This is a genomic window from Rhodospirillales bacterium, assembly GCA_023898765.1.
GTDB lineage: Bacteria > Pseudomonadota > Alphaproteobacteria > Micavibrionales > Micavibrionaceae.
On sequence record CP060238.1, the window covers coordinates 749,107 to 761,901 of the forward strand.

The following is a 12,795-nucleotide window of genomic DNA, read 5'->3' on the forward strand; positions in this document are numbered from 1 at the left end:
ATAAGGCTACTCCGTAGGTATGATTTTTCGGGTTTCCCGGTTCTTAAACATCACGAACAGGGGCGGCAGGCTTGTCGCGATCATAATCGATACAATTCCGTAGACCCCCGCAAACAGGAGGGCCAATATACCGGCGCTGCACATAAAAACAAAGTTTATAATGGCAAGTTTGAGGAGCATGCCGTCCTGATGCTGCGCAAATATTCCCGATTTTGCAACGGTTGCCGCAACCCTGAACAACGAGGCAAAAAGCATCAGCCAGAAAAGGGGCAGGAACTCCATGGCCAGAGGTTTGTCTGTTAACCGGATGACAAACGGCATGAGGGCGATGGAAACGGCGCTTAGAAAAACCGTGTTCCCCAGCGCCCGGACCATGCATTCCTGAAACAGCGCCCGGAAGTCCTTCAGGCGGTTCCCCTTGAAAGCCTGTATCAGCCGGGGCCGGAAAACAAGAATGACGCCTGCGCCTACAAGATTGTTGATCGCCTGCACGATCTGGAAGAAAAAGACATAAACTCCTGTTACTTCAAGACTGATAAAAGCCGTAATGAGAAAACGGTCGACATATAAATTGAGATTTATCAGCACTTCATTCGCGTAAAGCCGCCAGGAGGCCCTGATTTTTTCCGGATACCACGAAAGCCGGATTTTTTCGGCAAAAGCGTCTTTCCACGGCCACGCCCGGAACACAAAAACCGTTGCGGCTATGGCAACGAGGCCGCCGCCTGTCCAGAACATAAGCAGCGTTTCCAGTGTCCGGAGAGAGGGAAGGAAAAAAGCCAGCCCGACATATAAATAGATCCAGCTTGCGGACTGGAGCGAGAGAATGAGGTTTGCAAGCTTTTGCCGCTGCAAATTATTAATCAGGACAAAAATATCGAAGGAAACATGTTCCGTCAGAAAGACAGCCAGAATCAAAAGCGCGAAAACGGGGCGATCGTAATAAAGGCCGATGCCAAAACAGAGCGGTATAAGCAGGGCGTAAAGGGCCAGAATGCCCGTCCCGTAATAACGCAAATGGACCGTGAGTTCTGAAGGGCTTTGATGGACGGCATCTCTGGAAAGCGTATTGAACACGCCCCCGCGCATAAAAGCCTGCACCGTTCCTGCGGCGCCGACAATCAGGCCGTACATCCCCAGCTCTTCCAGCCCCATATAGCGGGCGATAAACAGCGACAGAACAAATTTCGCAATTAACATCCCGCTCCGCATGGACATGATGACCAAAGAGGAGAGGTGATCGTTTTCCCGGATCTTTTTGCGCAGGAAACCGGTTTTATCGGAAAAAATAGAGGTCATGATTTTCTCGAATGTATATCCTGCATCATTGCACCGGTTCTTCATCATTTATTTTACGCAGGCATTTTGCAGGCACGCCCCCCGCAATGGTATTTTTTTCCACATCCTTGGTTACCACTGCCCCGGCGGCAACAACCGCCCCGCGCCCTATCGTTACGCCTTGCGTAATAATGGAGCCGGCCCCAATCCAGACTTCATCTTCAATGATGATCGGTTTCGTCCAATATCCTCTTCCCCGGCCCGGTATGTATTTTAAGTCGTGATTGACCGTTTCAAACATGACCCGGGGGCCTATCATGACATTTTCCCCGATGATTACTTTATCTTCAGGGACGCCGAACCGGATTTCGGTATTAAGAAACGAGCCTTTCCCAATCTCGATATTCCGGGCGCAGCCGATCGGACGGATCGTGAGGGGCCCCCAGATGGTGCACGGGCCCTTTATCTTCAGGCCCGCCAGACGAAAAACAATGAAGCGTATTTTGTCAAACACCCTCATGCGGGGGAGATTGTTTGCCAGCGTTAAAAAAAGTAACTCCCTCATGCGAAGCCTTCCGTTCTACAGGGTTGTCCGGATAAAAATCCGCCTAGGATATCAGCATGCCCACAATTTTTTCTGCGGCCTCTTCCGGCGACATTTTGTCGGAATGAATCGTGATTTCCGCATGTTCCGGGCGTTCGTAAGGGCTGCTGATTCCCGTAAAGTTTTTGAGTTCCCCTTGGCGCGCCTTTTTATAAAGGCCTTTGGGGTCGCGCGCCTCGACGGTTTCAAGCGGGGCGTCAATGAAAACTTCTATAAATTCGCCGTCTTCAAATTTTTCCCGCGCCATGCGGCGCTCTGCCGCGAAGGGGGAAATGAAGGAGACCAGAACGATCAGGCCCGCATCGGTCATCAGTTTTGCGACTTCGGCGATCCGGCGGATATTTTCCACGCGCTCCGCATCGGTGAACCCAAGATCGCGGTTGAGGCCGTGGCGCACATTGTCCCCGTCAAGCGTATAGGTGTGTTTGCCGAGCGAATGGAGTTTCTTTTCAACAAGGTTGGCGATGGTGGATTTTCCCGCGCCCGAAAGCCCGGTCATCCACACGACGCGCGGCGTCTGGTTCATGAGGGCCATGCGCGTATTTTTATCGACGTCGAGGGACTGCCAGTGGATGTTGGCCGCGCGCCGCAGGGCAAAATCAATGATCCCGGCGCCGACGGTCGCGTTTGTAACCCGGTCGATGAGAATAAAATTCCCCGTGCCCGGAATATCGCGGAAGGTATCAAAAGGAAAAGGCCGTTCCGTCGAAAAGTTGCACCGCCCGATTTCGTTCAGGGTCAGGGAACCGGAAGTGTGCTCCTCCAGCGTATTGACGTTTATGACGTGTTTGAGTCGCGTAACCGTCACGGGGACATGAAGCGTTCCTGTCTTCATGATATAGGGACGACCGGGAAGCATGGCTTCATCCCCCATCCAGATCAAATGGCCTTCGAACTGGTCGGTCATCTCCGCCGGATGTTTTGCCTCGCAGATCATATCGCCGCGGGACACGTCAATTTCGTCTTCGAGCGTGAAGGTTACAGATTGCCCAGCCACGGCTTCCGGCAAATCCCCGTCGAAGGTTACGATTTTCCGGATGCGGGAAACTTTGCCCGAGGGCAGAATTTTAATCTCCATGCCCGGTTCGGCGCGACCGGAAACGATTTGCCCGGAAAAGCCGCGAAAATCAAGGTTCGGGCGATTGACCCACTGCACCGGCATGCGGAAGGGCTTGGCGTGCATCGGGTTTTCAACTTCAATCGTTTCCAGGTACGCCATCAGGGTCGGACCGTTATACCAGTCCGTTTTTTTGCTGTGCGCCGTTACATTGTCTCCCTTCAGGGCGGACAGCGGAATGCAGGTGATGTGCTCGATATCAAGTTGTTCGGAGAAGGCGCGGTAATCGCGCTCTATCGCTTCGAACGCCGCTTTATCGTAGTCAATCAGGTCCATTTTATTCACGGCAAGGACGATATGCCTGATCCCCATGAGACTGACGATAAAGGAGTGACGGCGCGTTTGCGTAAGAACCCCTTTCCGTGCGTCTATCAGGATTACAGCCACGTCCGCCGTGGACGCGCCTGTGGCCATGTTCCTTGTATATTGCTCGTGCCCCGGCGTGTCGGCCACGATAAACTTGCGGTGGTCTGTCGAGAAAAAGCGGTAGGCCACGTCGATAGTAATGCCCTGTTCGCGTTCGGCGGCCAGACCGTCAAGGAGCAGGGCGAAATCAAGGTCCTGTCCCTGCGTGCCCATTTTTCTGGAATCGCTTTCGAGTGCGGCAAGCTGGTCTTCGAAAATCATTTTTGAATCGTAGAGCAGGCGCCCGATGAGCGTCGATTTCCCGTCATCCACAGACCCGCATGTAATAAAGCGGAGCAGTGTTTTGTGCTCATGCCTGTGGAGATATTCCTCGATATTTTCTTCTATCAGGGCGGCGGCTTCATAGGACATCAGAAATACCCCTCCTGTTTTTTTTGTTCCATGGAGGCATTGCTGTCCTTGTCGATGACCCGTCCCTGCCGTTCCGAGGTTTTGGTCAGCAGCATTTCCCTGATGATGTCCTGAAGCGTTTCCGCCTCGCTCTCGATCGCCCCCGTCAGCGGCCAGCATCCCAGCGTGCGGAACCGGACCTTTTTCATGACGGGCTTTTCCCCGTCTTCCAGCGGAAGGCGCTCGTCATCGGCCATAACCAGCATGCCGTCGCGTTCAACCACCGGGCGTTCGGCTGCAAAATAAAGCGGCACAATCGGAATATTTTCGAGATAGATATATTGCCAGATATCAAGCTCCGTCCAGTTGGAGAGCGGAAAAACCCGGATCGACTCCTCTTCATGTTTGCGGCAGTTGTAAAGAGTCCAGAGTTCGGGTCTCTGGTTTTTGGGGTCCCAGTGATGGGTGCGGGAGCGGAAAGAGAAAATACGCTCCTTGGCGCGGGATTTTTCTTCATCCCGGCGGGCCCCGCCAAAAGCCGCGTCGAATTTGTAGTGATCCAGCATTTTTTTGAGCGCCTGCGTCTTCATGATATCCGTGTGCAGCGCCGACCCGTGCGTAAAGGGACCGATCCCCTGCCTGACGCCGTCTTCGTTCACATAGACCAGAAGCTCGCATCCGATCTCTTTGGCCATTTTGTCGCGGAATTCAATCATGTCCCGAAACTTCCATGTCGTATCGACATGGGCGAGCGGAAAAGGAAGTTTTGAAGGATAAAACGCCTTGCGCGCCAGATGAAGCATGACGGCGGAATCTTTCCCGATGGAATAGAGCATGACGGGGTTTTTACATGCGGCTACGACTTCGCGCATGATATGGATGCTTTCGGCTTCCAGTCTTTGCAAATGTGTCAATGCGCTCATAGATTCTACCAATCGTGACAGGTCCTCGGACCCCGTTTTACAGAAAGCGGACGCAGTATAGGAAAAACAGATGAAAAAGCAACGTCCTTTTTGCGCCTGTATTTTTGTAACAGGTTCCTTGCGTGGAAAAGACTTAACACAACTCCAGACAGCCTGTCTCGGACTTCTTGCAAAGAGCGGGCTTTACCGCTTTGACGCAAAAAATGCCGACCATGAACCACAGCAGCGCCGACGTTTTCATGGCAAAGAAAGACGTGCCGCTTACCGTCAGAATGCCAATCGCGTAGTAAGCCGCCATGGCCTTGATATATTTGCCTTGCGGGGTGTCTACGGGTAACAGAACAAAGCCGGTCCATAAAAGGATGACCAGAAGGATGCCGTAATTTTCGATGCAGTAGGCAAACCCCATATCGTGAAGGGGAGGGGGAACGTCTGCTCCCCAAAAATTTAGAAAGCTCATATCCCATAGGGCTTCTCCGGATCTCAGAAGCCGTCCGGAAAAGTCGTCATGGGGCACGTCTGAGGGATTAAAATGGGCATGGACCAGAAGAAGGGCCAGAACAGCGACAGGCAGGGCGGCCAGAACGATGCGGCTTTGCATAAGCGGCACAAAGCGCACGAAAAACAGGATAAAGAGCAAAATACTCGCAAAGCGGGAGTCGCAGGCGATCAAAAAGAAAACGGAAAGGAGCAGGTACCCCAGTCCTTTCTTTCCGTCTTCTTTGGAAAAACTGAGCCCCCAGATGCCGAGTATGATGGCGAAATTTCCCATGGAAACAGGCTCCAGGAAAATGGAGGAAATGCGATGGTCGCCGAGAAAGGGCAGGAGATTCCTGCCGGCTGTCCGGATTCCGCTAATAAAAAGATTGTCTTTCAGGTGTTCGGGCACATGCGTGGCCTGGTCCGCGCGGGAGACATAGAAATCCAGAATATTGACGTATTTAAGGTACAGGCCGGTGGCAAAATATTCCGCAAGAACGCCGGCAAAGGCCAGTAAAGAAACGACCCAGAAGATTTTATTCAGGCTTCTGGCGTCCGAAACGGCCGCGCCCAGAGAAAAGAAAAACAGGACGATCAGGATGTTTCTGGGACCTTGTAAATCGACACCCCCCCTGAAGATCCATAGCACACAAAAATAAACGAGGAGGGCGAAGGCGATCAGGATAATGTCCGGTTTCTTTCGGACCAGAAGGATGTAGGAGGCCGCAAGGCCAAGAAACAGGGTTTCGCACGCCATAATGACGTAATTGGATACGGCAAAAATATTTGTGTGAACGAAACACAAAAAAAACATATAGCTGCTTGCCGCGACCAGAAGCGCTTCAGGGATAAAGAACATCTGCTTTGGCCGCGCGTCCATTTTTTATTCGCCTTGTCTTGCCATGTCGGTTTGCAGAATTGCCAGTTGCGGGAATTTCCGCGCATCCGGAGGATATATATTAAACATATAATTGCCAAACCATTTTGACGCGGCCCAATAGGTCCAGCCGCCCCAGACATCGTCATTCCGGTCCATATAGGCCAGCATGTTTTCCATCGCGCGCAAACAGACCGGATTATTCGCCGCGCCGAACTCGCTTAAAAAAGCGCGGGTTTTCGTTTGCCTGAGCCAGGCCGTCACCGCCGCAAGGCGTTTGACGCCGACCGCCTCATCGACGCAGGACTCATGCATGCCGGAAGAATTGGCGTCCAGATACTGGTGAAGATCGAACATGAAATTGTTCGCGGGGTCTTCCAGCGTTTTCAGGGCTTCGGCGTTGGAGCGGCCCGGCCCCGGCCCTTTGAGCCAGCTATGCGCGCCGGACCAGCGGGTGCCGGGGACAAGGATAAGGTGGGAGGCTCCTGCCGCACGGATCGCCCGTATGGCGGCTTGCGCGATATCCGCCCATTCTTTCGCCCTGTGTTTGTGCGGCTCGTTCATCAGGCCGAACGCGACATTCGGGCTGTCTTTATAGTGCCGCGCCAGACGCGACCAGAAATCCGTGTAGGCGGAGACGGGAACCTCCTCGCTGCCAATCAGGTTCCCGTTATATTTGCCGTAGTTGTGAACATCGAGAATAACCATGACGTTTTTCCGCGCTGCTGCGGAAACAATGACATCAAGGGCGGCCAGTTCCTCTTTTTTCAAAGCTCTCCAAAGCGCGGGCTGCATGCGCTCCCACAAAAAAGGGATGCGCAAAACGTTCGCCCCCGTCTGCGCGTACATTTCGACCTCTTCCGCGCCGGGCCAGAAATAATCCGTTCCCTGTTTTCCGGGCTTTATTTTTGCGCCGAACTCCGCACCGGCGAGGTTAAATCCTTTCATCGCGGCCGCATGGACAGGCGCGGGCAGAAAGAGCAGGGTCCATAAAAAGAAAAGGAGGCAGCGGCCCGGTAATTTATTTTTTGGCATCCTGAGACGATCCTGCTTTGTTGGACGGGGGTGGAACAACGTTATTCATATGTTGATAAAACGGGAAGGACGTCTTGTAAAAAAGAATCGAGCGTCTTTTCGGCATAAGCCGGGCCTTTTACATCGTCTATCGACGTTGTCAGGCGCAGGAGGCTTCCGTCCGTGCGCCCGTATTGGACGGCGTTCCGGAAAAGCCGGACTTTGGCCGCCATATTTGTCGCGGCATCGTGGCCGCCCTCCCTGTACCAGTAATAGACTAGCATTTTTGAACCGCCCTTCTGGATGATTTCCTTGCTGACCTGCAGGGAGCCCACGGAATGGATCCCCCGCGAGACAATTTTCCAGCCGGAACCGGGCAGGCAGATTTGCGGCGAGTGGATGGAATTGTCCTGTGTCTGCTTGTCGTAATAGGCTGTGTAAAACGTGACGGTTTGTCCCTCGCGTTTGTGCGTGTAATGGCCAAGGAAATAATCGCTCAGCTTCAGCGTCTCGAGTTCCGGAGCGGAAAGGGTGTCCCGCCGTCCCGTCCATTCTCCAATCGAGAGGGGAAAGCCTGCAAAGCTTTGATGCGGGGGCGTGCCGCCTCGCTCCGCGCGGGCTTGGAGGAAATAGGCCGCGGAGACGATTCCAAAGAGGAGGATGAGCAGCGCAAGGATTTTGATGGAGGGGGCGGCGGCGCCGGTCCAGAGCGGTTTTTTCCACGAAAAGTCATCCAGTTGCACGGCAGGCGCTTCTTTTTGACGGCTCAGAATATCTATCAGTTTTTTCATCAGGAAGAGGGCCGCAAGGCACAGGCCAAAAACGACGAATCCTTCAAAAACGTGAAGCATGCCCTCGACCGATTCCGGTCCAAGCCAACTGGCTATAACCCCTGTCAACGCGATCCGGAAGGCGTTCATCCCGATGGCGATGGGAATGGTGGACAGGAAAAGCGCGCCGCGTTTCCACCATGTGCGGTACACGCAAAACCCGACCAGAAAACCGAAACTGGTCAGGGGGAAGAGATAGCGCAACCCGCTGCAGGCCGCTGCCACATCGAATTTATGGAAGCCGAAATCAATGAGATTGCCTTCCTGATAGACGGAAATGCCAAGGAGCTGGACGATGCCGACCCCGAGATGGGAAGAAAGGAGCTGCATGTGGGCGGTGAGCAGGGGAGTCAGGGTCACGGGCAAGGGCACTGAAAACAGCAGGAAGAACAGGGGAAGTGCCAGACGCCTGAGGGCGGCCGTGCCGAAAAAGGTCCAGACGATGCCTGTGACGGATGCCACCAAAGACATATGAGAGAGCCAGTTATTGGCGATTATCATACCGCCGAGATTGATAAAAAGCCCCCCGGCAAGAAGGAAAATGCCCGAAAAGGAAGGGGCCAAAGGAACCGGTTTTTGCTGGAGGAGAAGCACGCCCCAAAGAAGGGAAATAACCGGCAACAGGACGCCGTGGCTGTATTCGTCCGTTTGCCACAGGGTCCACAGCCTGGCGAGGCTGTCCGCGTAGAGGAAACCAAGCCATGCCAGGCACAGCCCGAGCCCTCCCCACAGATGGATTTTAACGCTCTGGTACGGATAACTCTTCAAACGTATAAACCAAGCCATCGCTTACCGAATGGCCCCCAGTTTTTAAACCGCGTTCCTTTTAGCGCATCTTGCCGCCGTGTGGAAGTCCGGTTTTTTCCTGCCAAAAAACGCTTTTACAACCCGAAAAAAAAGTATTTTTTAAAGAACCAATTTGATGTATATCATAAAAGGAACCGCCCGATTTTCAGGCGGTTTTGTCTTGGGAAGAAAGGAGCGCAATTACGCAACATGTACACGAGCAGTGGAACCCCCGGTTCCGCAGCCTTCAAACAGCCAGAAACTGTCCAAGAGGAAGCGCAGAATCCCGATGAAGAGCCTCCTGATCGCAAGATCAAAGCCCACAAGTCAAAAATTTTAAGTTTTAAATCTGAAGAGACTGTAATAAAAGAAAAGCCGTCTTGCCCTCGCGCTTCCAGCGCCAGATTCCCCGTCAGTCAAAACTCCCGAACATTCCTGAAGAAATATTATCCGGACGCCACTCTGGCGGACTGGAATGACTGGAAATGGCAGGTCAGGAACCGCATCCGCCGCCTTGATGCGGTCGAGAAAATGATGGTCCTGACCGAGGATGAGCGTGCGTCAGTGATCAAGCGGACGGGCAATCTTCCCATCGCTATTACGCCGTATTACATGTCCCTGCTTAGCCCCGATAACCCGGATCAGCCGCTCAGGAGGACCCATCTTCCGGTTGGCGGAGAGTTTCTGAAAACGCCGGGGGAAGACCCGGACCCGCTTGGGGAGGATCACGATATGGCGGCGCCGGGTCTCGTGCACCGTTACCCGGACCGGGTATTGTTCCTGACCACGGGCTTTTGCTCGACATACTGCCGTTATTGCACACGCTCAAGAATGGTCGGCGAAACCAACGGCGAATACAGTTTTTCCACCAGCAACTGGGAAAAGGCCGCGCAGTATATCGAAGCCCACCCGGAAATACGGGATTGCCTGCTATCCGGGGGCGACCCTTTAAGCATCGGTGACGACAAGCTGGAATGGCTGCTGGCCCGCCTGCGGGCGATCCCGCATCTGGAGTTTATCCGGATCGGCACAAAAATACCGGTCGTCATGCCTCAGCGCATTACGAAGAGCTTGTGCAGGATGCTGAAGAAATACCATCCGCTTTGGATGAGCATCCATTTTACCCATCCGGAAGAGCTGACGCCCGAAAGCATTGAGGCCTGCAACCGGCTGGCCAATGCGGGTATCCCTCTTGGCAGCCAGACGGTTTTGCTGAAGGGAATTAACGACGATGCGGCGATTCTGAAGAAACTGTATCACGGTCTTTTGCGCATGCGGGTCAAACCCTATTACCTGTACCAGTGCGACCCTGTGTCCGGTTCGGCGCATTTCCGCACGCCGGTCGAAAAGGGGCTGGAGATTATCCGCCAGCTTCGCGGTTACACGACGGGCTATGCGGTGCCGCAGTTCGTCATCGACGCGCCGGGTGGCGGGGGAAAAGTACCGCTTCTGCCGGATTACATCGCGGGCCGCGATGGGGACGACCTCCTGCTGACCAATTTCGAGGGGGGAACTTACCGTTACCCCGATCCGGGCGGGCGCACCGGGCTGGCCCAGCAGGCGCTGCGGGGCCAACAGGCCGATTATGACATGATGTCGGGGCTTTATACGCCTTAAAAACAACGCATTATTGAGGAGCGTAAAAAATGTTAGCAGCAAGAAAAATGCCGGAATTTACTGTCGAGAAAGATAGTATTGCGGTCATCGACATAAAAGGAAAAGGGCGCGGTGTGATAGCCACCAAATTTATTCAAAAAGAAGAGATTATAGAGATATGTCCTGTGATTATTCTCAATAAGGAAGAATCTTTTTCGGTAGAGAAAAGCCTTCTTGACCATTATCTTTTTTCCTGGTCCAGGCCCGGCCGATACTGCGCCAGTCTGAAAGACGAAAAAGAGATATGGACGATGCTGTGCGGTTTTGGCGCTTTGTATAACCACAGCTCAAGTCCAAATGCAGACTTTAATCTGGATTATCCGGCCAGATCTGTTGTTTTCACCGCGTTCTCCAATATTATGCCGGGACAGGAGATATGCATTAATTACAACCTTCCTTTATGGTTTGAGGAGAAATAAGGCCATGCTGATTGGAATGACATACGACTCCAAAGACGAGTATTTGAAACAAGGGTTTACAGCCCTGCAAGCCGCCGAGTTTGATCGCGAAGAAACGATTGAACTCATCGCAGGAACGCTCAGAAAACTCGGGCACGATGTTGACCGTATCGGGAGCATAAAATCTCTCACTGAAGCTCTGGCGAGCGGGGAAAGATGGGATCTGGTTTTTAATATCGCGGAAGGCATTAAGGGCATTGCCCGGGAAGCGCAAGTTCCGGCATTACTGGATGCGTATGACATTCCCTACACATTCTCTGATCCGGCGGTTATGGTGCTCACGCTCGACAAATCCCTGGCCAAGCAGCTTGTAAAAGATGCGGGCCTGAACACGGCGCCGTTTTCAGTTGTGAAGAGGGCTTCGGATGCCGCAAATCTTGATCTGCCTTTTCCGCTCTTTGTAAAACCGGTTGCCGAAGGGACGAGCAAAGGCGTTACCGCCGCCTCCCTGGTTGAAAACAAGGATTCTCTGGTCAAAATGTGCGCTTCTATTATTTCACAATTTGATCAGCCGGCTCTGGTTGAATCGTATCTCCCGGGCCGCGAGTTTACGGTCGGTGTGCTCGGGGAAGGCAAGGACGCAAGGATTATCGGAGTGCTTGAAGTCATGCAGGAGGATGGCTCTGTGCCATGGTATTCCTACGAAAACCTGTTGGACGACAAGGATCATCTCGTTCTGGCAAAAGAAGGCGATCCTCAGGCGCAGAAAGCGGGAGAGTTGGCGCTGAAATGCTGGCAGATTCTCGGCGGGCGTGATGCCGGGCGGATCGATACCAGGATCGACGCCGATGGAAACCCGGCTTTTATAGAAGCAAATCCCATGGCCGGGATGAGCCTGAAATCGGAAATGACGGCCCTGACATTGCAGTCCGGAATGTCCTATGAAGAGCTTGTTGGAAGTATTGTGGCGTCTGCTGCCCGCAGGATTGTCCTTAAAAAAGCGGCATAGAGCAGGCGGGCTTTTCCTGCGGCTAAGGGAGGTCGTAAGAGATCCACCCTGCTTTTTTTTCTCTGGCAAGCCAGATGTGGGCTTGTCCCTTTGGCGCGTCCACGATCATTCTGCCGATCGTTTCCGGACGAAAGACACATTCTTTTCTGCGGCTCAGAAGTTTTTTTACTTCTGAAACGCTCATATGAAGCCCCATCGCACCGGTCAAATCGTCGAAGCGTCTGAATGTCGTGCTTTCGGGATCGTTTATGAGGACATCGTTATGATGTGCGAATGCCCCGTTTAGATAATGATTCGTGTGTACATAGGGATATTCAAGGTTTGTTGCGACACACTCACTTTGATTGCACTCAATATTCCATCCGCTTTTGTTTTTTGTATCGACAATCGTATGACTGTAACCGGAGATTTTTTTCATACGCGACAATATTTCAAAACTTTGTTGGGGGTTTTGCGTGTCCGACATCCAGCGCGCAATGATATTTCTTGAAATACCGGGCTGCGCCCCTTTGGGGTACGGGTGAGTGAGGGAATTTACAGCATGTGTAAATCCTGCGGAGTTAACCCCAAAGGAATTTCCACCTAACGTACAGGAATATAAAAGCTCCAGATTAACCTGCTCCCGTCCGGGAGGCCCTACTTCCCGCCGAAGAACCCATAACCGGTCCTGAGACTCTTCGTCCCAGTCTTCGTTGTGAGCAATCAGGGAACCGGCGTTTGTGGCAAGAGTAGAGCAATGTTCTTCTGCCCCGGAAGACCGGTTTTCAAGGCATTCGTCAAGCTCATCCTCCATCATGACCGCAAGCATATGTTGTTTCGATATACCTGCGGCTTCTGCATATCCCTTTATTTCCTGGGCATATTCCGGAAGTCCGTTTTTGACGGCATTAAACGAGTCTGTCAGGAATCCCCTGGCCGCCGTGAATGATTTTTCCATGGCGTCCGCCCGGTCACGAATTTCCTGCCGGAAAATCTCCCCCAACTGCCCTCCCAGGCGGTAGTTATCGGACGCTTTAACCACCAAAAAATGAGTATGTGAAATACGCATGGACGCATTGTAGTATTTT

11 protein-coding genes are annotated in these 12,795 nt (G+C 52.9%); 3 read left to right on the forward strand and 8 right to left on the reverse strand.

Annotated elements, in window-relative coordinates:
• Window positions 1-6: 6 nt before the first annotated feature.
• The 7 genes from H6853_03615 to xrtD all read right to left on the reverse strand — a co-directional run bounded on the left by H6853_03615 (window position 7) and on the right by xrtD (window position 8,665).
• Complete coding sequence (locus H6853_03615) at window positions 7-1,347, reverse strand: lipopolysaccharide biosynthesis protein (GenBank protein ID USO04370.1); 1,341 nt, start codon at window positions 1,345-1,347, stop codon at window positions 7-9.
• A complete protein-coding gene (locus tag H6853_03620; GenBank protein ID USO04371.1) occupies window positions 1,325-1,843 on the reverse strand; it encodes an acyltransferase in 519 nt (172 codons plus the stop codon). The genes H6853_03615 and H6853_03620 overlap by 23 nt, the downstream gene beginning before the upstream one ends.
• 43 nt (window positions 1,844-1,886) lie before the next feature.
• Window positions 1,887-3,776 (reverse strand): sulfate adenylyltransferase subunit CysN, encoded by a 1,890-nt coding sequence (cysN, locus tag H6853_03625; protein ID USO04372.1) that lies wholly within the window; start codon window positions 3,774-3,776, stop codon window positions 1,887-1,889.
• Window positions 3,776-4,678 carry a sulfate adenylyltransferase subunit CysD gene (gene cysD, locus H6853_03630; protein ID USO04373.1) on the reverse strand — a complete coding sequence of 301 codons (903 nt, stop codon included), beginning with the start codon at window positions 4,676-4,678 and terminating at the stop codon, window positions 3,776-3,778. The genes cysN and cysD overlap by 1 nt, the downstream gene beginning before the upstream one ends.
• A 133-nt stretch (window positions 4,679-4,811) precedes the next feature.
• Window positions 4,812-6,038 carry a hypothetical protein gene (locus H6853_03635; protein USO04374.1) on the reverse strand — a complete coding sequence of 409 codons (1,227 nt, stop codon included), beginning with the start codon at window positions 6,036-6,038 and terminating at the stop codon, window positions 4,812-4,814.
• Window positions 6,039-6,041: 3 nt separating this feature from the next.
• Window positions 6,042-7,070: a glycoside hydrolase family 5 protein gene (locus H6853_03640; protein ID USO04375.1), complete on the reverse strand. Its 1,029-nt coding sequence runs from the start codon at window positions 7,068-7,070 to the stop codon at window positions 6,042-6,044.
• A 41-nt stretch (window positions 7,071-7,111) separates the two neighbouring features.
• The gene (gene xrtD / locus H6853_03645) at window positions 7,112-8,665 is read right to left on the reverse strand and encodes a VPLPA-CTERM-specific exosortase XrtD (GenBank protein USO04376.1); all 1,554 of its coding nucleotides are present in this window, start codon (window positions 8,663-8,665) and stop codon (window positions 7,112-7,114) included.
• 210 nt (window positions 8,666-8,875) lie between these two features.
• Between xrtD and H6853_03650 the strand changes: the two genes are divergently transcribed.
• Genes H6853_03650 through H6853_03660 form a run of 3 tightly spaced genes read left to right on the forward strand, consistent with a single transcriptional unit; the run spans window position 8,876 to window position 11,728 of the window.
• The gene (locus tag H6853_03650; protein USO04377.1) at window positions 8,876-10,282 is read left to right on the forward strand and encodes a KamA family radical SAM protein; all 1,407 of its coding nucleotides are present in this window, start codon (window positions 8,876-8,878) and stop codon (window positions 10,280-10,282) included.
• Window positions 10,283-10,311: 29 nt separating this feature from the next.
• Window positions 10,312-10,740: an SET domain-containing protein-lysine N-methyltransferase gene (locus tag H6853_03655; protein ID USO04378.1), complete on the forward strand. Its 429-nt coding sequence runs from the start codon at window positions 10,312-10,314 to the stop codon at window positions 10,738-10,740.
• A 4-nt stretch (window positions 10,741-10,744) separates the two neighbouring features.
• On the forward strand, window positions 10,745-11,728 hold the full coding sequence (locus tag H6853_03660) for a D-alanine--D-alanine ligase (GenBank protein USO04379.1): 984 nt from the start codon (window positions 10,745-10,747) through the stop codon (window positions 11,726-11,728).
• A gap of 22 nt (window positions 11,729-11,750) precedes the next feature.
• On the opposite strand, the gene H6853_03665 is transcribed toward H6853_03660, so the two are convergent.
• Window positions 11,751-12,776 carry a hypothetical protein gene (locus H6853_03665; GenBank protein ID USO04380.1) on the reverse strand — a complete coding sequence of 342 codons (1,026 nt, stop codon included), beginning with the start codon at window positions 12,774-12,776 and terminating at the stop codon, window positions 11,751-11,753.
• Window positions 12,777-12,795: the final 19 nt, after the last annotated feature.

Coding starts and splice junctions, on each gene's coding strand:
- H6853_03615 (USO04370.1), bottom strand. CDS start 1,347: ATGATGAAGAACCGGTGCAATGATGCAGGATATACATTCGAGAAAATC.
- H6853_03620 (USO04371.1), bottom strand. CDS start 1,843: ATGAGGGAGTTACTTTTTTTAACGCTGGCAAACAATCTCCCCCGCATG.
- cysN (USO04372.1), bottom strand. CDS start 3,776: ATGTCCTATGAAGCCGCCGCCCTGATAGAAGAAAATATCGAGGAATAT.
- cysD (USO04373.1), bottom strand. CDS start 4,678: ATGAGCGCATTGACACATTTGCAAAGACTGGAAGCCGAAAGCATCCAT.
- H6853_03635 (USO04374.1), bottom strand. CDS start 6,038: ATGGACGCGCGGCCAAAGCAGATGTTCTTTATCCCTGAAGCGCTTCTG.
- H6853_03640 (USO04375.1), bottom strand. CDS start 7,070: ATGCCAAAAAATAAATTACCGGGCCGCTGCCTCCTTTTCTTTTTATGG.
- xrtD (USO04376.1), bottom strand. CDS start 8,665: ATGGCTTGGTTTATACGTTTGAAGAGTTATCCGTACCAGAGCGTTAAA.
- H6853_03650 (USO04377.1), top strand. CDS start 8,876: ATGTACACGAGCAGTGGAACCCCCGGTTCCGCAGCCTTCAAACAGCCA.
- H6853_03655 (USO04378.1), top strand. CDS start 10,312: ATGTTAGCAGCAAGAAAAATGCCGGAATTTACTGTCGAGAAAGATAGT.
- H6853_03660 (USO04379.1), top strand. CDS start 10,745: ATGCTGATTGGAATGACATACGACTCCAAAGACGAGTATTTGAAACAA.
- H6853_03665 (USO04380.1), bottom strand. CDS start 12,776: ATGCGTATTTCACATACTCATTTTTTGGTGGTTAAAGCGTCCGATAAC.